Origin of the sequence: Amycolatopsis sp. WGS_07 (genome assembly GCF_045278895.1) — a bacterium.
Taxonomy (GTDB): Bacteria; Actinomycetota; Actinomycetes; order Mycobacteriales; family Pseudonocardiaceae; genus Amycolatopsis.
Genome location: NZ_CP136053.1, coordinates 5,961,194 through 5,981,905 on the forward strand (window position 1 = coordinate 5,961,194; position 20,712 = coordinate 5,981,905).

Annotated in this window: 22 protein-coding genes and 1 pseudogene; 14 read left to right on the plus strand and 9 right to left on the minus strand. The window is 69.8% G+C overall.

What is annotated here, in order from left to right; genetic code table 11:
- Positions 1-24: 24 nt before the first annotated feature.
- The 7 genes from pxpA to RPX00_RS28295 are packed head-to-tail and all read left to right on the plus strand — an operon-like array spanning position 25 to position 4,818.
- The gene (pxpA, locus tag RPX00_RS28265) at positions 25-747 is read left to right on the plus strand and encodes a 5-oxoprolinase subunit PxpA (protein ID WP_406629891.1); all 723 of its coding nucleotides are present in this window, start codon (positions 25-27) and stop codon (positions 745-747) included.
- Positions 748-785: 38 nt separating this feature from the next.
- Positions 786-1,034, plus strand: coding sequence for an acetyl-CoA carboxylase (locus tag RPX00_RS28270; protein ID WP_406629893.1), 249 nt, complete (start codon positions 786-788; stop codon positions 1,032-1,034).
- Positions 1,031-2,389 carry an acetyl-CoA carboxylase biotin carboxylase subunit gene (locus RPX00_RS28275; protein ID WP_406629895.1) on the plus strand — a complete coding sequence of 453 codons (1,359 nt, stop codon included), beginning with the start codon at positions 1,031-1,033 and terminating at the stop codon, positions 2,387-2,389. Before RPX00_RS28270 ends, RPX00_RS28275 begins: the two co-directional genes overlap by 4 nt.
- Entirely contained in the window at positions 2,386-3,276 is an 891-nt protein-coding gene (locus RPX00_RS28280; RefSeq protein WP_406629897.1) for an allophanate hydrolase subunit 1, read from the plus strand. Before RPX00_RS28275 ends, RPX00_RS28280 begins: the two co-directional genes overlap by 4 nt.
- Complete coding sequence (locus tag RPX00_RS28285; RefSeq protein WP_406629899.1) at positions 3,266-4,231, plus strand: biotin-dependent carboxyltransferase family protein; 966 nt, start codon at positions 3,266-3,268, stop codon at positions 4,229-4,231. Before RPX00_RS28280 ends, RPX00_RS28285 begins: the two co-directional genes overlap by 11 nt.
- A gap of 12 nt (positions 4,232-4,243) precedes the next feature.
- Positions 4,244-4,429, plus strand: a complete 186-nt coding sequence (locus RPX00_RS28290; protein ID WP_406629901.1) for a tautomerase family protein — start codon at positions 4,244-4,246, stop codon at positions 4,427-4,429.
- On the plus strand, positions 4,429-4,818 hold the full coding sequence (locus RPX00_RS28295) for an SRPBCC family protein (RefSeq protein ID WP_406629902.1): 390 nt from the start codon (positions 4,429-4,431) through the stop codon (positions 4,816-4,818). The genes RPX00_RS28290 and RPX00_RS28295 overlap by 1 nt, the downstream gene beginning before the upstream one ends.
- A gap of 48 nt (positions 4,819-4,866) precedes the next feature.
- Here RPX00_RS28295 and RPX00_RS28300 read toward each other — a convergent pair whose 3' ends face one another.
- Positions 4,867-5,679 carry an MBL fold metallo-hydrolase gene (locus tag RPX00_RS28300; RefSeq protein WP_406629904.1) on the minus strand — a complete coding sequence of 271 codons (813 nt, stop codon included), beginning with the start codon at positions 5,677-5,679 and terminating at the stop codon, positions 4,867-4,869.
- Between the two features lie 86 nt (positions 5,680-5,765).
- Between RPX00_RS28300 and RPX00_RS28305 the strand changes: the two genes are divergently transcribed.
- Genes RPX00_RS28305 through RPX00_RS28315 form a run of 3 tightly spaced genes read left to right on the plus strand, consistent with a single transcriptional unit; the run spans position 5,766 to position 7,817 of the window.
- The gene (locus RPX00_RS28305) at positions 5,766-5,963 is read left to right on the plus strand and encodes a hypothetical protein (RefSeq protein WP_406629906.1); all 198 of its coding nucleotides are present in this window, start codon (positions 5,766-5,768) and stop codon (positions 5,961-5,963) included.
- Entirely contained in the window at positions 5,950-7,266 is a 1,317-nt protein-coding gene (locus RPX00_RS28310; RefSeq protein ID WP_406629907.1) for an amidase, read from the plus strand. Before RPX00_RS28305 ends, RPX00_RS28310 begins: the two co-directional genes overlap by 14 nt.
- Complete coding sequence (locus RPX00_RS28315; RefSeq protein ID WP_406629909.1) at positions 7,263-7,817, plus strand: TetR/AcrR family transcriptional regulator; 555 nt, start codon at positions 7,263-7,265, stop codon at positions 7,815-7,817. Before RPX00_RS28310 ends, RPX00_RS28315 begins: the two co-directional genes overlap by 4 nt.
- On the opposite strand, the pseudogene RPX00_RS28320 reads toward RPX00_RS28315, so the two are convergent.
- The 5 genes and pseudogenes from RPX00_RS28320 to RPX00_RS28340 all read right to left on the minus strand — a co-directional run.
- Positions 7,814-7,987: pseudogene (locus RPX00_RS28320) on the minus strand (sterol carrier protein domain-containing protein); the annotation flags it as partial. The gene RPX00_RS28315 and the pseudogene RPX00_RS28320 sit on opposite strands and share 4 nt — an antisense overlap.
- 174 nt (positions 7,988-8,161) lie before the next feature.
- Positions 8,162-9,352: a GNAT family N-acetyltransferase gene (locus RPX00_RS28325; protein ID WP_406629911.1), complete on the minus strand. Its 1,191-nt coding sequence runs from the start codon at positions 9,350-9,352 to the stop codon at positions 8,162-8,164.
- A 30-nt stretch (positions 9,353-9,382) separates the two neighbouring features.
- Positions 9,383-10,228: a xanthine dehydrogenase accessory protein XdhC gene (gene xdhC, locus RPX00_RS28330; protein ID WP_406629913.1), complete on the minus strand. Its 846-nt coding sequence runs from the start codon at positions 10,226-10,228 to the stop codon at positions 9,383-9,385.
- Positions 10,225-12,594: a xanthine dehydrogenase molybdopterin binding subunit gene (gene xdhB / locus RPX00_RS28335; RefSeq protein ID WP_406629914.1), complete on the minus strand. Its 2,370-nt coding sequence runs from the start codon at positions 12,592-12,594 to the stop codon at positions 10,225-10,227. The genes xdhC and xdhB overlap by 4 nt, the downstream gene beginning before the upstream one ends.
- Positions 12,591-14,015, minus strand: coding sequence for a xanthine dehydrogenase small subunit (locus tag RPX00_RS28340; RefSeq protein WP_406629916.1), 1,425 nt, complete (start codon positions 14,013-14,015; stop codon positions 12,591-12,593). The genes xdhB and RPX00_RS28340 overlap by 4 nt, the downstream gene beginning before the upstream one ends.
- Before the next feature lie 421 nt (positions 14,016-14,436).
- On the opposite strand from RPX00_RS28340, the gene RPX00_RS28345 reads away from it, so the two are divergent.
- Complete coding sequence (locus RPX00_RS28345) at positions 14,437-15,126, plus strand: hypothetical protein (RefSeq protein WP_406629917.1); 690 nt, start codon at positions 14,437-14,439, stop codon at positions 15,124-15,126.
- Between the two features lie 48 nt (positions 15,127-15,174).
- On the plus strand, positions 15,175-16,557 hold the full coding sequence (locus RPX00_RS28350) for an MFS transporter (protein ID WP_406629919.1): 1,383 nt from the start codon (positions 15,175-15,177) through the stop codon (positions 16,555-16,557).
- A 57-nt stretch (positions 16,558-16,614) separates the two neighbouring features.
- Here RPX00_RS28350 and RPX00_RS28355 read toward each other — a convergent pair whose 3' ends face one another.
- From RPX00_RS28355 to RPX00_RS28365, 3 genes are read right to left on the minus strand one after another with little or no spacing between them, the layout of a single operon-like run.
- Positions 16,615-17,037 carry a DUF2871 domain-containing protein gene (locus RPX00_RS28355; RefSeq protein ID WP_406629921.1) on the minus strand — a complete coding sequence of 141 codons (423 nt, stop codon included), beginning with the start codon at positions 17,035-17,037 and terminating at the stop codon, positions 16,615-16,617.
- Positions 17,034-17,732 (minus strand): ABC transporter ATP-binding protein, encoded by a 699-nt coding sequence (locus RPX00_RS28360; protein WP_406629923.1) that lies wholly within the window; start codon positions 17,730-17,732, stop codon positions 17,034-17,036. The genes RPX00_RS28355 and RPX00_RS28360 overlap by 4 nt, the downstream gene beginning before the upstream one ends.
- The gene (locus tag RPX00_RS28365; RefSeq protein WP_406629925.1) at positions 17,732-18,745 is read right to left on the minus strand and encodes an ABC transporter permease; all 1,014 of its coding nucleotides are present in this window, start codon (positions 18,743-18,745) and stop codon (positions 17,732-17,734) included. The genes RPX00_RS28360 and RPX00_RS28365 overlap by 1 nt, the downstream gene beginning before the upstream one ends.
- 166 nt (positions 18,746-18,911) lie before the next feature.
- Here RPX00_RS28365 and RPX00_RS28370 point away from each other — a divergent pair, with 166 nt between their 5' ends.
- The gene (locus tag RPX00_RS28370) at positions 18,912-20,087 is read left to right on the plus strand and encodes a sensor histidine kinase (protein WP_406629927.1); all 1,176 of its coding nucleotides are present in this window, start codon (positions 18,912-18,914) and stop codon (positions 20,085-20,087) included.
- The gene (locus tag RPX00_RS28375) at positions 20,084-20,701 is read left to right on the plus strand and encodes a response regulator (protein ID WP_406629929.1); all 618 of its coding nucleotides are present in this window, start codon (positions 20,084-20,086) and stop codon (positions 20,699-20,701) included. Before RPX00_RS28370 ends, RPX00_RS28375 begins: the two co-directional genes overlap by 4 nt.
- Positions 20,702-20,712: the final 11 nt, after the last annotated feature.

Sequence of the window (20,712 nt, forward strand, 5' to 3'; positions counted from 1 at the left end):
GAGAGAAGACAAGGAACAGCACTCATGGTTGCCATCAACTGCGACATGGGCGAGGCCTACAGCATTTATCGCTGCGGCGACGACGAGGGCATCATGCCCTACATCACGGTCGCGAACGTCGCCTGCGGCTATCACGCCGCCGACCCGGTCGTCATGCGGCGGACAGTCGCGCTGGCGCACGAGCATTCGGTGAAGGTGGGCGCCCACCCGTCGTTCCCGGACCGCGACGGGTTCGGCAGGCGGGAGCTGAAGATGGAGCCCGAGGAACTCACCGCCGCGGTCGTGTACCAGGTCGGCGCGCTGACCGGGTTCCTGGCCGAGCACGGCATGCCGCTCAACCACATCAAACCGCACGGCGCGCTGTACGGGCTGGCGTCGCGGGACGAGACGGTCGCGCGGGCGATCGCCGAAGCGGCCGACGTCTTCGACGTGCCGTTGATGGGCATGGCGAATACCGTGCACGAAAAAGTGTGGGGCAAGCGCAGCCAGGGGTTCATCGCCGAGTACTACACCGATCTCGACTATCGCGCCGACGGTTCGCTCATCATCACCCGCGAGCACGTCGCCTACGATCCGGCGATCGCCGCCGAACGGTCGGTGCGGGCGGTGACCGAGGGGCTCGCGACCTCTGTGGACGGTCAGGACATCCCGATGCGCGCCGATTGCATCTGCGTGCATTCGGACACTCCTGGCGCGGTGGATCTGGCGAAAAGCGTGCATGATGCGCTGACGCCCTACCTGACCTGAACTCCGAATTTGTCCCTACCGAGTGCGAGGTGACGCTGATGTCCCGTCTCGAAGTGGTTTCGCCCATTCCCGGGGTCTTTTACCGCAAGCCCGATCCGGACAGCCCGGATTTCGTGAAGCCCGGCCAGCAGGTCGGCGCGGACGACACGGTCGGGCTGGTCGAGGTGATGAAGTCCTTCTACCCGGTGCCGGCGGGCGCCGCCGGGACCGTGGTGGAGTTCGCCGCCGACGCCGAGGCGGTCGTCGACGCGGGCCAGCCGCTGGTAGTGCTCGAGGTGGACGCATGAAACGGTTGCTGATCGCCAATCGCGGCGAGATCGCGGTCCGGATCATCCGCGCGGCCAACGACCTGGGCATCGAGACGGTCGCCGTGGTCAGCGAGGCGGACCGGAACGCCGCGCACGCGCTGCTCGCCGACCAGGTCGTCCCGATCGGCCCGGCTCCGGCGACGAAGAGCTACCTGGTGGCGGACGCGATTCTCGCCGCAGCGAAGGAATCCGGCGCGGACGCGGTGCATCCGGGGTACGGCTTCCTGTCCGAGCGCGCGTCGTTCGCGGCGGCGGTGGCGGACGCGGGGCTGACGTTCGTCGGTCCAGAGGCCTCGGTCATCGAGCAGATGGGGGACAAGGTTCGCGCGCGGCAGGTCGCACAGGCGGCCGGAGTGCCGACGGTGCCCGGGACGCCCGGCGGAGTGTCCGATGTGGCCGAAGCGGTCGCCGCGGCGGGTGAGATCGGGTATCCGATCATGCTCAAGGCCGCGGCCGGCGGCGGTGGGCGCGGTATCCGGGTCGTCGCGGACGAGGCCGAGCTGAAGGTCGCGTTCCCGCAGGCGTCCGGCGAGGCGGCGAGCGCTTTCGGCGACGGGCAGATGTATCTGGAACGGTTCGTGCGGGCCGCGCGGCACGTCGAGGTGCAGGTGCTCGGCGACGGTTCCGAGACGGTGCACGTCTTCGAGCGCGAGTGTTCGCTGCAGCGGCGGCGGCAGAAGGTGGTCGAGGAGGCTCCGTCGCCGGGGATTGACGAGCGGATCCGCGCCGAGATGACGGCCGCGGCGGTGCGGCTGTGCAAGGAGGTCGGCTACCGCAGCGCGGGCACCTGCGAGTTCCTGGTGGACGACGACACCGGCGAGTTCTTCTTCATCGAGATGAACACCCGGATCCAGGTCGAGCATCCGGTCACCGAATTGATCACCGGCATCGATCTGGTGGCCGAGCAATTGCGGATCGCGGCCGGGGAGCCGTTGCGGTTCCAGCAATCCGACGTCGCCAAACGCGGCCACGCCGTCGAATTCCGGGTGTGCGCCGAGGATCCGGAGCGGAATTTCCTTCCTGGTCCGGGAAAGATCGGCGACGTGCGGTTGCCGGGCGGGCCGTGGGTCCGCACCGACACGTGGCTCGCGCCGGGCAGCCAGGTTCCGCCATTCTACGATTCCTTGGTGGCCAAGGTGATCGTGTGGGGCGATGACCGGCCGACCGCATTGCGCCGGGCGAAGCGGGCACTGTCCGAATTGGTCGTCGAAGGCGTCCCCACCACCACGACGCTGCTTGTCGAACTCCTCGGGCAGCAATGGTTCGCCGACGGCGCGTTCACCACCGGGACGCTCGAAGAATGGCTGGCCCGGCGAGCGGAGGCGGGCGCATGAGCGGCGCGAACCCCGCCCGGTACAGCTGGGGCGGAGACGAGCACATTTTCGTCGAGCTGGCCGAGGAAATGAGCCTGCAGGCCAATTTCCGCGCGATGGCGATCACCACGTCGCTGCGCGAGAACCGGCCGGACGGCGTCGTGGAGATCTGCCCGGCGAACGCGTCCTATCAGGTCCGGTACAACCCGGACGTCATCGAACCGCGCACGCTGATGGCGCATTTGCGCGAGATCGAGGAGAAGGTCGGCGACGCCGCGGACTTCAGCCTCGCCACCCGCGTGGTCGAGATTCCGGTGCTGTACCAGGATCCCTGGACCACCGAGACGCTCATGCGGTTCCGCGACCGGCATCAGGATCCGGACGCGACCGACATCGAGTATGCGGCGCGGATCAACGGTTACGCCGGTCCGGCGGAGTTCATCGCGGCACACAGCGGTGCGCCGTGGTTCGTTTCGATGGTGGGATTCGTCGCCGGGCTGCCGTTCATGTACCAGATGGTGCCCCGGGAACGGCAGATCGTGGTGCCGAAATACCTCCGGCCGCGTACGGACACTCCTAAGCAGACAGTCGGTTATGGCGGCTGCTTCAGCTGTATCTACTCGGTCCGCGGGGCAGGCGGGTACCAGATGTTCGGCATCACGCCCGCGCCGATTTACGACCCGGCGCAGGAGCTTCCGGACTTCGGCGATTTCATGGTGTTCTTCCGGCCCGGCGACATCGTGCGCTTCAAGCCGATCGACCGGGACGCCTACGACGACTACGTCAAGGAGGTCGAGGCCGGGACGTTCCGGATCCGTTCGCGCCCGGTCGACTTCGGGCTGCGCGAGTACCTCGACGACCCGGACGGCTTCACCGCGGGACTGATGGAGGTGCTCCGTGCCGATTGAGGTCCGCCAGCCCGGACTGGCCACGACGATCCAGGACGCCGGCCGCAACGGTTATTACGACGTCGGCATCCCGCCCTCGGGCGCGCTCGACCAGTACTCGTACTCGGTCGCGAACCGCCTGGTGGGCAACGATCCCGGTGCAGCGGTGCTCGAATGTGTCTACATGGGGCCGGAGCTGAAGTTCACTGAGGACACTGTCATCGCGATCGCCGGAGCGGAACTTCCGCCGAAAGTCAACGGCGAGGAACGGCCTCTGTGGGAGGCGTTCGCGGTGCAAGCGGGCGACGTGCTCACCTTCGGGTTCTGCAAACGCGGTGCCCGCGCGTACATCGCAGTGAGCGGCGGCATCGATGTCCCCTTGGTGCTGGGCAGCCGATCCACTTACGGACTGGGCAAACTCGGCGGGATCAGCGGTGCGCCGTTGGTTGCCGGAGACGTCATTCCGACTGGCACCGGCACCGGCGTTCCCGGACGTTCCTTGCCGGAATCCATGCGCCCGGCTTTGGCGAAGGAGATCGAAGTCCGGGTGGTGATGGGGCTTTACGACCACGTGCTCACCGACGCGGGCCGCGCGACCTTCCTGGACACGGACTGGACGCTCACGCCGGTGGCCGATCGCGTCGGATTCCGTTACCAGGGCGGGCAATTGGAGACCAAACCGCGCACACCGCCGTTCGGGGCCGGACAGGATCCGTCGAACATCGTGGACGCGCCCTATCCGATCGGCTCGATCCAGGTTCCCGGCGGAGTCGAACCGATCATCCTGCACCGCGACGCGGTGTCCGGCGGCGGGTACATGATGGTCGGCACTGTCCTCAGTGGAGACTTGGACCTGGTGGCGCAGTCCGCGCCGAACACGAAGACCCGGTTCGTCGCGGTCGATCTGGACGAGGCTCTGGCCCTCCGCCGCGACTACCGCACCCGCACTCAGCTCGCCGCTGAGTCCCTGAGCTGACAAGGAGTTCTCATGCCGCACGTTCAGATCGACTGGTTTCCCGGCCGTACCGTCGAGCAGAAACGCGAGCTGGCCGAAGTGCTGACCCGCGAGATCTGCCGGATCGGGAACTGCGCCCCGGAATCGGTCGGCATCGTGTTCACCGACGTCGACACCGCGAACTGGGCCCGCGCGGGCAAGCTTTTCGCGGACAGCTGATGGCCAGCCTCCGTTCGCACGTCCTGCTCGACGCTCCCGCCGACGCGGTCTGGCAGGTGATCGGCGATGCCGCGGCGGTCGCCGGCTGGTTCCCGTCGATGAAGTCCTCCACCGGCGATACGCGGCAGCGCACCGTGATCCTGGGCGACGGCTCGGCCCTGGAGGAAGCCGTCGTCACGCACGACCCGGCCCGGCGGCGGCTGCAGTACCGGGTGACTGGCGGCGACCTCCCCGTCACCGAGCATCTGGGCACCGTGGACGTCCTGGAGATCGGCCCGGACCGGTCCATTGTCGTGTACAGCACGGAAATCTCGCCGGACTCGCTGGCGGACGCCTTCGACGCGGCGATCAGCGAGGCCGTCGCTGGCCTGCCCGGTCACCTGTCCTGACGTCCGTGAAGGACTCCATGAGGGAATCAGATTCCTTCAAGGGGTCCTTCACGGACCTTCCACGAACCGGTAGCCGGAGCCGTGTGACACGAGCTGGCCGCCGGTGGGCGGGGCGAAGTGCGTGCCCAGCACCAGGGTTCCCGAGTCGGCCAGCTCGGTCATGAGACGGCGGCGGGTCTTCTCGGACTCCGCCGGGTCGATGTCCACCGAAGCCCCGATCTCCGGACGCGCGAACTGCACCGGATGATGCACCGCGTCCCCGGTGATGAGCGCGGTTTCGCCGGAGCTGGTCAGTTCGACCGAGACGTGTCCCGGGGTGTGGCCGGGCGTGGGCAGCAACCGCACGCCGGACACGATCTCCACCCCGTCGGCGGGAACGTCGACCAGGTCCAGCAGACCCGCGCGCTCCACCGGTAGCACGGAATCCTCGAACATCTGCCGCCGCGGTTCGTCCATCGCGTACCCGGCCCAGAACTCCCGTTCGGCCCGGGCGGTGACGTACCGGGCGGAGGGGAACGTCGGCACCCATTCGCCGTCCCGCTCGCGGGTGTTCCAGCCGACGTGGTCGGTGTGCAGGTGGGTGAGCAGCACCAGATCGACCTCGTCCGGCGCGAACCCGGCGGCGGCCAGCGCGTCCAGGTAGCCGGTTTCGAGGCCGTGCCACACCGGGTTGGCGCGGGTCTTGCCGTTGCCGACGCCGGTGTCGACGAGGATCTTCCTCCCGTCCTTCTCGAACGCGAAACTGTGGCTGTGCAGCCGGATCCCGGCCGGCGCGGCGGGCAGCAGCCACGCGCCGGTGTCGCCGGGGAACTCGATCTCGTCGATCCGGTGCACGGCGAGGTCGCCGATGGTCCAGGTCACAGGTCCTCCTTAACGCAACATGTTTGCGTTAAGCGACACTCGGGCTACTGTCGCTTAAAGCAAATGCTTAGCTTTTAGGAGCCCTCGTGACTGAACTCGCCCCCGACGAGGCCGCCCGCCTGGCCGCCCGCGCCGGGCTGCCGCTCGCCGCCGCGCGGCACACCAGCGTGGCCGCCGTCGCCAACCACATCCACTCGGTGGTGACTGTCCTGCGCGACCTGGATTTCGGCGACACCCCGCCGGCTTCCTTCTACCGTCCGGAGGAGAGCCATGTCGCTCGCTGACCTCAGCCTCACCGAAGCTTCCGCCGCGATCCGGGAACGGCGCGTGTCGCCGGTGGAGCTGGTCGACGATGTGCTGACCCGCATCGACGAGGTGGAACCCCGGCTGCACGCGTACGTCACGGTCGACGCGGAGCGGGCCCGCGCCGAAGCGGCGGAACTGGGGCCGATCCGCGGCCCGTTGCACGGCATCCCGATGGGCTTGAAGGACCTGATCGACGTCGCCGGAACCGCGACGTCCGCCAGTTCCCGGGTCCGCGCCGGACATCGCGCGGAGAAAGACAGCACCGTCGCCGCCCAGCTCAAGGCCGCCGGTGCGGTGCTCCTCGGCAAGACCCACACCCACGAGTTCGCCTACGGGCTCACCACTCCGCAGACGCACAACGCCCGCAACCCGTCCCGTGTCGCCGGCGGCTCCAGCGGCGGTTCGGCAGTAGCGGTGGCGGCGGGCGCGGCGACGTTCGCCCTCGGCACCGACACCGGCGGCTCGATCCGGGTGCCCGCCGCGCTGAACGGGGTCGTCGGCCTGAAACCGACCTACGGCCTCATCCCGCGCGACGGCGTGACTTCGCTGTCCTGGTCGCTGGACCACGTCGGCCCGATCACCCGCACCGTCGCGGACGCCGGGCTCGTGCTGTCCGTCCTCATTGGACAGAGCCAGGCGATTGACCGGGGCCCGAATGGATTGCGCGTCGGAGTACCGGTCAACTACTACTTCGACCACGTCGATCCGGCGGTGGAAGCCGCGGTGCGCGAAGCCGTCGACCAGCTGGCCGCGCTGGGCGCCGAGGTGGTCGACGTCGAGATCCCGATGACGCGTTACCTCCAGGCGACGCAGTGGGGCTTGATGGTCCCGGAGGCCACGGCGTACCACGAGCGAAGCCTGCGCTCGGTGCCCGACCAGTACGCCGCGGACGTCCGAGTGCTGCTCGAAGCCGGTGAACTGATGAGCGCGGGGGACTACCTGCGAGCCCAGCGTGCCCGCACGCTCATGCGGCAGGAGTGGGCGCGGCTGTTCGAGCGGATCGACGTCCTCGCCGCGCCGACTGTCCCGATGACCGCGGTGCCGGCCGGGCAGGAGACGGTCACCTGGCCGGACGGCACCGTCGAAGCGGTCTCGGACGCCTATGTCCGGCTGTCGGCCCCGGCGAATATCACCGGTGTACCAGCGCTGACGCTCCCGATCGGGGACGACCTCGACGGGATGCCGATCGGCCTGCAACTGCTCGCCCGGCCGCACGAGGAGGCAGTGCTGCTGCGGACCGGACACGCACTGGAACGGGCGCGGCTTACAGTGGCACGGTGAGCCAGAAGCGGATGGTGCGGCCCGGCGGGCGCAGTGCGCGAGTCCAGGAGTCGGTGCACGCCGCGGTCCGCGATCTGGTCGCCGAAGCAGGCCGGGACGCGCTGACCGTGCCCCAGGTCGCGGCGCGCGCGGGCGTCACGCCGTCCACGATCTACCGGCGCTGGGGCGACCTGCAGGAACTCCTGTCGGACGTCGCGGTGGAACGGCTGCGCCCGGAAGCCCCGCCGGAAGACCACGGCTCGCTGGCCGCCGACCTCACGACGTGGACCGAACTGTTCCTGGACGAGATGTCCTCGCCGGCCGGCCGGGCCTACATCCGGGACGCGCTGCTCGGCGATCCGGACGGCAGCAACGCCGGGCAATGCTCGGCGTACGCCGCTGACCAGGTGGAAGTGGTCCTGGCCAGGGCGGTCGCCCGGGGCGAGGCGGCACCGGAGCCGGAAGCGGTGATGGACCGGGTGGTGGCGCCGATCATGTACCGGATCCTGTTCCGTCCGGACGGTCTCGACGCCGCCTACGCCCGCCGGCTGGTGGCTGAGGTGCTGGCTTAGAGCGGGATGCGGTCTGACCGGGACAGCGCGTCCGCCCGGGAGACCGCCTCCCCGTGGTGCGCCTGGACGTGCCCGGCTCGCACCAGCGCGCTCGACAGGGTCCCGCCCAGGTAGGTCGACCCGAGATCGCTCACGTCCAGCGACAGGTCCGGCGCAAGGTCGGTTCGCGCGCACTCCGCCTTCCGCCCGGACGGTCTCGACGCCGCCTACGCCCGTCGGCTGGTGGCTGGGGTGCTGGCTTAACTCAGCGCCGGGGGCGCTGCGGGAGCGAGGTGTGCGGTCCGTGAAGGACTCCTTGAGGGAATCAGATTCCCTCAAGGAGTCCTTCACGGACTTGAACTGGCTTAGAACCAGTGCACGCAGTGCGGAATGCGGTTCGATCGGAACAGCGCATCCGCCCGCGAGGCCGCCTCCCCGTGGTGCGCCCGGACATGCCCGGCCCGCGCCAGCACACTCGGCAGCGTCCCGCCCAGGTAGATCGACCCCAGATCGCTCACGTCCAGCGACAGGTCCGGCGCAAGGTCGGTCCGCACGCACTCCGCCTTCCCGTCCCGCACCGTCAGCTGGTACCGGCCGTGCTCTTCCAGGAACGGGTCCGTCACGTCGAGGACCAGCGAACCGTCGGTGAACCAGCCGCGGGTGGTCAGTGCGCGCGGGACGTCCAGCAGCCGCACCCAGAGCCAGTCCGTTTCGACCGGCTGGGCCGCGCGGAGGTCCGCGAGCTGCCAGCGCAGCGGGTTTCCCGGCGGGAGGTGCAGGAACTTGATCTGCTTTACCAGGTCGTGCTCCAGCAGGAACCGGGCGATCGCGGTAAAGGCGGCGTCGTCGGTCGCGATGAGTTCGTCGACGGTCAGGGTGGTGTCGGTGACCAGGTAGCTCGCGTAGCCGTTCGCGACGCCGTCGGCGTCCCGGTGCACGGCGAGGTACCGCGGCTCCGGGCCGGTCGGCGGGTGTCCGGCGCCCAGCGACCACCAGCGGTGCGGCCGGGAGAGGGCACCGGGTTGCGTGCGGCGGTAGCGGTCGTAGATCTCTTCCAGCAGATCGGTGCAGTCGGCGCGGCGCAGGAGTTCGACGGAGCCGTTTTCGGGGGCAACACCGCGCGGGGCGGCGAAAGCGGTGCGGTGCCGTTCGACGGTCAGCTGCTCCGTGTGGGTCGCCGGTCCGTAGCCGAATCGCCGGTAGATCACCGCTTCGCTGCACAGCAGTGCGGACACGAACTCCCCGCGAGCGCGCACGTCGGCGAGCTGCTCCTGCATCATCGCGCGGAGCACGCCTTGCCGCCGGTGCGTGGGCAGGACGCCGACGGCGGTGATGCCCGCGGCGGGGACGACCACGTCGCCCGGCAGCGTGAGGTCGAAGGAGTACGCGCCGGCGGTCCCGACCGGTCGTCCGTCCGGTGTGTAGGCGACCAGGCTCCGTTCGCGCTCGTACGCGCCCAGGATGCCGCTGCCCGCCGATTCAGGCCAGTACCGGCCGAAGGCGGCTTGGACGGTGCTGAAGAACAGGTCGTAGTCGTTGTCGTGCCGGATTTCCATGGCAGGGGTCCCCCAGGAGCTGACGGTGTCTCACCGTATCCCAGCCGCGCTCCCGGAGGCAGGCAAGCGATTTACGCCGGGCTCCTGGAACTTCTGCAGCAAAGCCGCCGCGACGCTCACCGCGATCACCGCCGGTTCCTTCCCGGTCAGGCCCGGCAGCCCGATCGGAGTCGTGATCCGGGCCAGCGCCGCCTCGTCGTGGCCGAGGCCGGTCAGGCGTTTCCGGAACCGCGACCACTTCCCGGCGGACCCGATCAGCCCGATCGACCCGCAGGTGCCGCTGCGCAGCGCCGCGTCGCACAGCGCGATGTCCTCGGCGTGGTCGTGCGTCATGATCAGCACGTGCGTGCCCGCGGGCAGCTGCGACAGCACCGTTTCCGGCAGCAGCGGGACCTGGTGGACGTGCACGCTCGCCACGGCGTCGTCGAGCACGGCCAGCCGTTCCGCGGTCAGCTGCTCCGGACGGCTGTCGATCAGGTGCAGCGAGACCTCGTGCCGCGCGAGCACCCGCGCCAGCTCCAGGCCGACGTGCCCGACGCCGAAGACGGCCACCGCGGGACGCACCGGCAGCGGCTCGAACAACAGCGTCATCGTCCCTCCGCAGCATTGCACGCCGTGCTGGTAAGGAGCCTTGTCGGACAACGAAAGCGTCTGCAGCTCCGGCGCGGTCGCGTTGTCCCGCAACAGTTCCCGGGCCCGCTCGATCGCGACCGCCTCCGCGTTGCCGCCGCCGATCGTGCCGTGGCTTTCCGAAGCGCTGACCACCATTTTCGCGCCGCCCTCGCGCGGGGTGTGCCCGCGCGAGGACGTCACCGTGACGAGTACGCCCGGCAGCCCCGCGTCCCGCAGGTGCTGCACCGCGCTGAGCCAGTTCATGGCTGGCCCACCAGATCCGGTACCGCCGCCTCGACCGCCGGAGCAGCGGTGACGGCGCGCTCGATCGCCCAGAACACGGCCTCCGGCGTCGCCGGGGAAGCGAGGTCGACGCTGTGGCCGGGCTCGCCGAACGCCTCGACCGCCTGCCGCAACGCCTCCCGCACCGCGAAGGCCAGCATCAACGGCGGCTCGCCGACCGCCTTCGACCCGTAGACCGCGCCTTCTTCGGCGGCATCGGTCAGCAGCGTGACGTTGAAGACCTCGGGCATCTCCGACAGGCTCGGCAGCTTGTACGTGCTCGCCGCCTGGGTCGCGAGCCGCCCGCGCGTGGGCCGGTCCGACTCGTCCCAGCGCAGGTCTTCCAGCGTCAGCCAGCCCATGCCCTGCACGAATCCGCCCTCGATCTGGCCGATGTCGATCAGCGGGGACAGGCTGTCGCCGACGTCGTGCACGATGTCGACCCGCCGCGTCCGGTACGCGCCGGTGAAGTCGTCCACCTCGACCTCGGCCAGCGCCGCGCCGTAGGCGAAGTACTTGAACGGCGTCCCGCTCATCGTCGCGGAATCCCAGCTCAGGCCCTCGGTCCGGTAGTACCCGGCGGCCGACAGGTGCACCCGGTCGAAGTAAGCCGCGTGCACGAGTTCGTCCCAGCCGATCTCCTCGCCGGACGGGGTGCGCGCGGCCCCGCGGACGATCCGGACGTCGCTTTCCGGCACGCCGAGCTTGCCCGCCGCGACGCTCAGCAGCCGGTCGCGGATCTGCTCGCAGGCGTTCTTGACCGCGCCGCCGTTGAGGTCCGCCCCCGAACTCGCCGCGGTGGCCGACGTGTTCGGCACCTTGTCCGTCCGGGTCGGGGCCAGCCGCACCTTCTCCGGCGGCACGCCCAGCGCGGTCGCGGCCACCTGCAGCATCTTCGTGTGCAGGCCCTGGCCCATTTCGGTGCCGCCGTGGTTGATCAGCACCGAGCCGTCCTTGTACACGTGCACCAGTGCGCCGGCCTGGTTGAACGCGGTGAGGTTGAAGGAAATCCCGAACTTCACCGGCGTGATCGCGAGGCCCCGCTTGGAATGCGCGTGCTTCGCGTTGTACGCCGCGATCTCGGCCTGCCTGCGCTCGGCGTCGCCCGACTCCAGCAGCTGCTGCCAGATGCGGTGGATGCGTTCCGGATGCCGCACTGGCATCCCGTACGGCGTCTCCTGGCCTTCGGAGTAGAAGTTGCGTCGCCGCATCTCGGTCGGATCGATGCCGAGTAGTGGGGCGCAGCGGCCGAGGATGTCCTCGATCACCAGCATGCCCTGCGGTCCGCCGAAGCCGCGGAACGCGGTCTGCGATGTCTTGTTCGTCTTCGCGATCCGGCCCATCGCGCGGACATGCGGGATCCAGTACGCGTTGTCGACGTGGCACAGCGCGCGGGCGAGCACCGGTTCGGACAGATCGAGGCTCCAGCCGCCGTCCGCGGTCAGCACGACGTCCAGCGCCTGCAGCTTGCCGTCGGCGTCGAAGCCGACGCTCCATTCGGCGTGGAAACCGTGCCGTTTGCCGGTCATCGTCATGTCCTGGGTGCGGGTGAGCCGCAGCCGCACCGGACGCCCGGTGAGCGTCGCGCCCAGCGCGGCGACCGCGGCGTACCCGTGCGGCTGCCATTCCTTGCCGCCGAAGCCGCCGCCCATCCGCAGGCTTTGCACGGTGACCTCGTGGCTGTGCTTGCCCAGCACGTGCGCGACGATGTCCTGGGTTTCCGACGGATGCTGCGTGCTGCTCTGCACGAAAACCTGGTCGGACTCGTCCACGTGGGCCAGCGCGCACTGGGTTTCCAGGTAGAAGTGCTCCTGACCGGCGAAGTCGAACTCGCCGCGGAACACGTGTGCCGAACCGGCCATCGCCGGGTCGACGTCGCCGCGCGCCACCACTCGCGGCTCGCCCTGGAAGCTGCCCGCGGCGATCGCCTCGCGGACGGTCACCAGCGACGGCAGCGCTTCGGTGTCCACCTCGACGGCCGCCGCGCCCAGCCGTGCCGCCTCCAGCGTCTCGCCGAGCACCCAGCACACCGCGTGGCCGAAGAACATGACCTCCGACGGGAACAGCGGTTCGTCGTGGTGCACGCCGGAATCGTTGACGCCAGGGACATCCGCCGCGGTGAGGACGCGGACCACGCCGGGCACGGCCTCGGCGGCTTCGGTGCGGATCGCGAGCACCTTCGCGTGCGCCTCGGGTACCTGTACGGGGTATGCGTGCAGGACGTCCTTGGTGCGGGCGACGAGGTCGTCGGTGTACAGCGCGGTGCCCCGGACGTGCGCGGCGGCGGCCTCGTGCGGCCGGGCGATCCCGATGGACGGGCTTTCCGGGCGTTCGGACAGTGCACTCATGCTCGTGCTCCCTCAAGAGAGTCGGCGTGCAGTTTCAGCAGGCTGCGGCCCAACGTCGCGGCACGGTACGCGGCGCTCGCGCGGTGGTCGTCCATCGGCGTTCCCTCGCCGCGCAGGATTTCCGCGGCGGCGCGGACGGTTTCCTCGTTCCAGGGCTGTCCGATGAGTGCGGCTTCAGTTTCCCGGGCGCGGATCGGTGTCGCGGCGACCCCGCCGAGCCCGATCCGCGCGGTGCGCACGAGGCCGTCCTCGATGTCGAGCGCGAACGCGACCGCGACGCTGGAGATATCGTCGAACCGCCGTTTGGCGACCTTGTGGAACGCGGTGGTTCCGGCCAGCGGCAAGGGAATCCGCACGGACCGGATCAGTTCGTCCGGTCGCCGCACGCTCTGCCGGTAGCCGGTGAAGTACTCGGCGAGCGGCACTTCGCGCTCGCCGTCCACAGAGGACAACACGACGCTCGCGCCAAGGGCGAGCAGCACTGGCGCGGAGTCGCCGATCGGCGAGCCGGTGCCGAGGTTTCCGCCGAGCGTCGCGGCGTTCCGGATCAGCCGGGACGCGAACTGCGGGATCAGCTGGCTCAGCAGCGGGACCCGGCCGTCGAGGCGGCGGTCCATTTCGGTGAGGCTCAGCCCGGCCCCGATCTCGAGCACGTCCGCGCCGAGGTCCAGCACCTGCAGTTCCGGCACCCGATCGATGGCGACGACACAGTCCGCGCGGACGCCGCGGATGTTCACCTCAACGCCCCAGTCCGTCGATCCGGCCACGAAGGTCGCGTTAGGAAGGTCGTGGCGCAGCTGCAGCGCTTCGGCCCAAGTGGACGGTCGGAGGTAGTCCCGTCCCTCGTCGTGCAGTTGCGTCGCAACGGGTTCCGGTGCGCGGCAGCTTCGCCGCTGGGCCAGCGGATCCTCGGCCGGGGGAGCGCCGAGCGCGTGCGCGGCGTCGCGGATCGGCCGGTATCCGGTGCAGCGGCACAGGTTCCCGCTCAGCGCGTGGATGTCGAAGCCGTTCGGCGCGTGGTCGTCGCCGTCCGCGTCGCGGTCGCTGCGGTAGTACTCGGCGGCCATGCTGCAGATGAACCCGGGAGTGCAGTATCCGCACTGGGATCCGCCGCGCACGGCCATTTCGTGCTGCACCGGGTGCAGGTCCTCTGTGGACCCGAGGCCCTCGGCGGTCCACACCTCCTGCCCGTCCAGCGAACCGACCGGGGCGAGGCAGGCGTTGATCGCGACCAGATCCGTCGGGGACTCGACGCCGGGCCGCGCGACCAGGATCGCGCACGCTCCGCATTCGCCTTCGGCGCAGCCCTCCTTGCAGCTGGTCAGGCCCTGTCCGCGCAGCCAGTCCAGCGCTGTCGTGTGCACGGGAACCGCGCCGATCGCGGTGCGTTTCCCGTTGACCGTGACCTCGGGGTCGGCCATCGGAGTTCCTCTCGTCTGTGCTCGGCTGGGTCCACGACCGCCGACGCGCCATCGGCGCAGGTCAGGGGACCGTGGGGAAGAGCGGCAACGGGACTCGGGCCCGTGCGCTAGTGCGTACCGAGCGGGGGAGACCGCTCAGTGCCGCGTTGGCCAGCCGTGCGCGACGCGCCCCTTGTTCCAGGCGGACTGGCGCGTGCGCTGACGGAGGTCGGCGAGCTGTCCGGACGTCAGCAGCATCGCGCACCTCCTCGAGAGCGAACGGAACGGGCGGTGCGGGCGCACCGCCGTTGACGAAGCGTAACCCCGGCCGCAGGTCCGAGACAAGGGCCGCCGCCGCCCGGAAAGAGACCCAGGACACACTTCCAAATACCCCCAGGGGGTATAAAGTTCAGCGCGTCGCCACCGAACGAAGGAGAAACCGATGAACGGCACCGCACTTTCGACCGGCGAGGTCCAGCTCGGCGCAGTGCACGCCCCGGCTCGGCCAGGGGAGGACGGAGAGCTTTTGTTCACCGTCGCCACCGCCGGCGGTCAGCCAGTAACCAAATACGAGGAGGCGCACGGCAAACAGTTGCACCTGATCGTGGTTCGCAACGACGGCGCGCACTTCCGGCACCGTCATCCCGTGCTCGACCCGGAAACCGGCGTCTGGACGATCCCGTGGGTGTGGGAAGCGGCGGGCACCTACCGGGTCTTCACCGACCTGACCCCGGCAGGCGGCGAGAGCGTGACGCTGTCGCGGACGGTCGAGGTCGCCGGTGACTATCAGCCGCAGGCCGCGGAACCCGTCGCGAAGGACGTCGTGGACGGCTACGAGGTGACCCTCGACGGCACGCTCGCGGCGGGCACCGGAACGATGCTGACCGCCCGCGTGACCCGCGACGGCCGGCCGGTCACCGACCTGGAGCCGTATCTGGGCTCGTTCGGCCACCTGGTCGCGCTGCGCCAGGGCGACCTCGCCTACCTGCACATCCACGCGCTCGGCGACGGGGAGCCCGGCGAAATCCGGTTCCACGCCGAGGCTCCGACAACCGGCCGCTACCTGCTGTACCTGGACTTCCAGGCCGAGGGCGTCGTACGCACCGCCGCCTTCGTCCTCGACGCGGCCTGAGCAGCTCTATGCCGTGCTGCCGTTCACCTTGAAGAGAAAGAGAAAACGATGACTACCGCACAAGAAACCCGGCCGAACACGCTCCGCTGGTGGGCGCTCGGACTGCTCGCACTGGCCCAGTTCATGGTCATCATGGACACCTCGATCATCGGCGTCGCCCTGCCGCGCATGCGCGACGCACTCGGCTTCACGCCCAGCACGCTGTCCTGGGTCTTCAACGCTTACGTGATCGCCTTCGGCGGCCTGCTGCTGCTCGGCGGACGACTATCGGATTTGTTCGGCGCCAGAAAGCTTTTCGCGACCGGATGGGCAATCCTCCTGGCCGGTTCGGTGCTCGCCGGCGCCGCCGGGAACGTCCCGGTCGAACTCGCCGGCCGGATCGTGCAGGGGGCGGGAGCCGCGCTCATCGCGCCGTCCGCGCTGACGCTGCTGATGATGCTCTTCGGCAGCAACCCGAAGGAACTGACCAAAGCCCTCGCCCTGTACGGCGCGGCGGCTCCGGCGGGCGGCACCGCTGGCGTGTTCCTCGGCGGAGTGATCACGGAGTACCTGTCGTGGCCGTGGGTGTTCTACCTCAACGTGCCCATCGCGGTGCTCGCGCTCGTCGCCACCCGGGCCGTGCTGCCTGGGGGAGCGACCGGAACCCGTGGCACCGTTGACGTTCTCGGCGCGCTGACCGTCACGCTCGGCCTGGGAACGCTGGTGTACGGGATCGTCCGCGCCCCCGAAGCGGGCTGGGCGGCCACCTTGACGGCGGTCGGCTCCGGTCTCGTGTTGCTGGCGGTTTTCGTTGTCCGGCAAGCGAAAGCCCGCACTCCGTTGATGCGGCTGTCGATCTTCCGCGCACCGCGGCTCGGCGCGGCGAACCTGGCGCAGGTGTTCCTCGGTGCGGCTTGGATTCCGATGTGGTTCTTCCTGAACCTGTACCTGCAGCAGGTGCTCGGCTTCCGCGCCTTCCCGGCGGGCGCCGCGCTGCTGCCGATGACCGCGCTGATCATGCTGGGCATGATCGCACTGGCCCCGCGGGTGATCGGCCGGTTCGGGCCGAAGCCGCCGATCGTCGCCGGACTGGTGGTGCTGGCGGCCGGGCTGGGCTGGCTCGCGCTGGTGCGCGCGGACGGCAGCTTCTGGGTGGACGTCCTGCCCGCGTCGCTCGTCGCGGCGCTGGGGATGTCGCTGGCCTTCATCCCGTCGCTGAGCACGGCGATCTCGGCGGCCCGCCCGGAGGAAGGCGGGCTCGCGTCGGGAATCGTGAACACCGGCTACCAGGTGGGCTCGGCGCTGGGGCTGGCCGTGATGACCGCGCTGGCGGCCACGGCGAGCAATGACGCGGTGGCGCTGACGAACAGCTACTCGACCGCGTTCGTCGGCTCCGCGGTGATCGCCCTGGTCGGGGCTGGCTTGGCCGCTCTCACCTTCCGCCGCCAGTAGATCCGTGAAGGACTCCTTGAGGGAATCAGATTCCCTCAAGGAGTCCTTCACGGCACGTCAGGCTTTGGTGGCGGCGGGTTTTCCGATGCGGCGGTGGAGGCCGACGAACAACAGTACGAATGCGACAGTCAGCAGGATGTGGCCCAGCCCGGCGATTCCGGCGATCGCCGCGCCGGATTCCTTGCCCAGTACGGTGAGCGTGCCGTGCACGACCATTCCGCCGACCGTGACCAGCATCCCGGCGTGGTAGATCCAGAAGAACGGCGCGAACGACCTCGTCGCCGACAGCGTGAACACCTTCTCCAGCACCAGTACGATCAGGAACACCAGCGTCCCGAGCGCGAGCAGGTGGGTGTGCAGCACTGACAGCTGGGTTTCGCCGGTGAAATCGCGGGCCTTGGTGAGTTCGCGGTAGTACAGCCCGGCGAGCAGGCCGAGGATCGTGTAGATCGCGGCGGCCCAGTAGATCTTCTTCGTCATCGGTTCTCCTCGGCGCCGGCCGGGGCCGGCTGGTGGATCCGTCCGTCGACGACCTCGTGCACCGAGTCGACCCCTTCGAGGTGGGAGCGGTCGTGGGTGACCAGTACGGTTGCCGTCGCCTGTTGGTGCGTGATCGTAGTGAGCAGATCGATCACCGCCGCGCCGCGGTCCTGGTCCAGCGCGCTCGTCGGTTCGTCGACCAGCAGCACGGCGGGTTCGTTCATCAAGGCGCGTGCGATGTTCACCCGCTGCTGCTGCCCGCCCGACAACCGGCCCGGCCGGTGCGCCGCCCGATCGGCGAGCCCGACCGCGTCGAGCAGGTCCCGCGCTCGTTTCGCCGCCTCGCGGCGCGGCGTTCCGCTCAGGTGCGCCATGACTTCCAGCTGTTCCGCCGCGGTGAGCGACGCGAGCAGATTCGGTTGCTGGAAAACGATCCCGATCGTCGTGCGGCGCAGGTCCGCCAGCGCGGCCCGGTCCAGGCCGGTGGTGTCCGTGCCGCCGACGACCACCCGTCCGTGATCGGGCCGGATGAGCGTCGCCGCGACGGCCAGCAGGCTCGACTTGCCGGAGCCGGACGGCCCGACCACCGCGGCGACGCTGCCGGCCGGCACGTGGAGGTCGACGCGGTCGAGCGCGGTGAGGCGGGAATCGCCGTCGGGGTAGGTGAGGGTGATGCCGGACAGGTGCAGGCTCATCAGTGCGCTCCGGAGGTGAGTGCGGTCAGCGGGTCGACGGAGGTGATGCGGCGGACTGCCAGCGCGGCGCCGAGCACGCCGAGCACCACCAGCACCGCGGCGGGTCCGAGCAGCGTGCCCGCGCTGAGCACGAACGGCACCGTTCCCGACGCGACCGCGCCGAGCGCGGCGGCCAGTCCGGTTCCGAGCGCGGTCCCGCCGACGAGCAGCACCACGACCTGGCCGAGCGCGTCCCGGAGCAGGTACTTCGTGGTCGCGCCGAGGGCTTTCAGCACCGCGATGTCGCGGCTGCGCTGGATCGTCCACACGGTGAAGAATGCGCCGATCACCAGCGCGGAGATCACGAACAGGAACGCGCGCATGAGCTGGAGCGAGCCGTTTTCCGCCGAGTAGGAACCGATCGCGGACAACGCATCGTCCTTTGTGACGGTTCGGGTGCCTAGGCGGGCGTCGGTCGCGGCGAGGTCGGCGTTGTTGGTGGTCATCGCGAGCACTGTCGCGTTTGGACCGGACAGCTCGGTCCATACCACCGGGAGATGGCTGTACGAGGCGTCTCCGGAGATGGCGGCCACGGTGACTTTGCGGCCTTGCAGGGTGAGCTGGTCGCCTTCGTGGGCCTTCAACGCGTCAGCCGCGCCGGTGGACAACACGGCCGTGCCTGGGCGCTGATCCCGGACTCCGAACGCCGCCAGCGTGGCGGTGTGCTCGCCGACCGCGGCGCTGGCGGTGCTGATCGCGATCGGGTCCACTTTGGTCACTCCGGGGACCCGCGCGTACTGCTCGGCCTGCTCTCGGGTCACTATGGACTGTCCAAAGGAGAGGGATCCGCTGCCCGGTTCGGCGAAGACGAGGTGGTCGGCCTTCAATCCGGTGATCGCGGACGTGCTCTGCGCGGCCAGCCCCGCGGTGAGCCCGGACAACAGCCCGACCAGCAACGTCATCAGCACGACGACGGTCCCCATCAACGCGAACCGCCCCTTGGCGAAGCGCAGATCCCGCCACGCGACGAACATGTGCGTCCCTTCCTTCTCGAGGTCGCTTCCCAGCCTCGTCCGGAGCGGACGCGGGGACATCGCGCCGCGGGCGGCTTCCCGCGAATCGATGGGTGCACTCGCCGGTCAACCTTTCGATTGATGCGAGTTCCCGGCGGAGCACGGACAATCGGAAGAGGAGGCTTTCGTGAACCCGCACACCCTCGACCGGCCGCTGCGCGTGCTGCGCGTCTGCCTGCACCTCCTGCTGGCCGGGCTGCTGGTGCTCGCCGTCGTGCGCGCGTTCGCCGACGGCCTGCCGAACGCGCCCGCGGTGCTGGCGGGCGCGCTGGTGATGGGCGGCGTCTACACCGCGGGCCCGCTGCTGCCGCGCGTCGGCAGGCTGCCGGGCGCGACGGCCGGCTGGCTGGCCGTGCTCGGCGTCGCCTGGCTCGTGCTGCTGTGGCTCACTCCGGACGGCGTGTGGCTGGCTTTCCCGCTGTTCTTCCTGCAAATGCACCTGCTGCCCGCCCGCTGGGGCCTGGTCGTCGTCGCGCTGACCACCGTGCTGGCGATCGCCGGTTTCACGCGCCACCAAGGCGGATTCAGCGTCGGCGTCATCATCGGCCCGGCGCTCGGGGCAGCCGTCGCGGTCGCCACCGTGCTCGGCTACCAGGCGCTCTACCGCGAAAGCGAACAACGGCGGCGGCTGATCGAGGAACTGCGCGAGACCCGCAACGACCTCGCCGCGATGGAACACTCCGCTGGGGTGTTGGCCGAACGCGAACGCCTCGCCCGGGAAATCCACGACACCCTGGCACAGGGTCTCTCCAGCATCCACCTGCTGCTCCGCGCCGCCGAACGCGCCCTGCCCGACCGTCCGGACGCCGCGGTCCCGCACGTCGCGCAGGCCAGGCAGGCCGCACAGGACAATCTCACCGAAGCCCGCCGCCTCGTCTACGCGCTGGCCCCGGTGGAACTGGAAGGCGCCTCCCTGCCCGCCGCGCTGGAACGCCTCTGCGCGACCACGCAACAGCGTTCCGGCCTGACTGTCCACTTTCACCTCAGCGGCACCCCGTTCGACGTGCCGACCGCGTACGAGGTGGCCTTGCTGCGCATCGCCCAGTCCGCGCTGGCCAACACCGTCCGGCACGCCGCGGCGAGCCGGGCCGAACTGACCTTGAGCTACATGGACACGAGCGTCACCCTGGACGCCGTGGACGACGGCACCGGCTTCGACCCGCAAGCCGTCCGCGGCGGCAGCGGCTTCGGCCTCCCCGCGATGCGCGCCCGCGCCCGCTCCCTCGGCGGCTCGTGGACAGTGGAATCGTCGCCCGGCCACGGCACCGCGCTGGCCGTGAGCTTCCCCGTGGAGGCGCGATGATCCGCCTCCTGCTGGCCGACGACCATCCCGTGGTGCGCGCCGGATTGCGCGCCGTGCTGGAAACCGAACCGGACCTGGAAGTCGTCGCCGAGGCTTCGTCCGCGGAAGAAGCCGTGCGGTTGGCGGGCGGGGTCGACGTGGTGCTGATGGATTTGCAATTCGGGTCCGGAATGCACGGCTCCGAAGCGACCGCGCACATCACCGCCGCCGCGGACGCGCCGAAAGTACTGGTGCTGACGACTTACGACACGGACGGCGACATCCTGGCCGCGATCGAAGCGGGCGCGACCGGGTACTTGCTGAAGGACGCCCCGCCGGAGGACCTGGCCGCCGCAGTGCGCAACGCCGCCGCCGGGCAAACCGTGCTGGCCCCGGCGGTCGCCCACCGCCTGATGAACCGCATGCGCACCCCGGCGGCCGCGTTGTCGCCCCGGGAGATCGAGGTGCTGGGGCTGGTCGCGGACGGCCTGTCGAATCTGGAAATCAGCAAACGGCTGTTTTTGAGCCAGGCGACGGTGAAATCGCATTTGGTGCACATTTACACGAAACTGGAAGTGGATTCCCGGACCGCGGCGGTGGCGGCGGGGAAGGCGCGGGGGCTGATCCGCCGCTGACCGCAAACGGG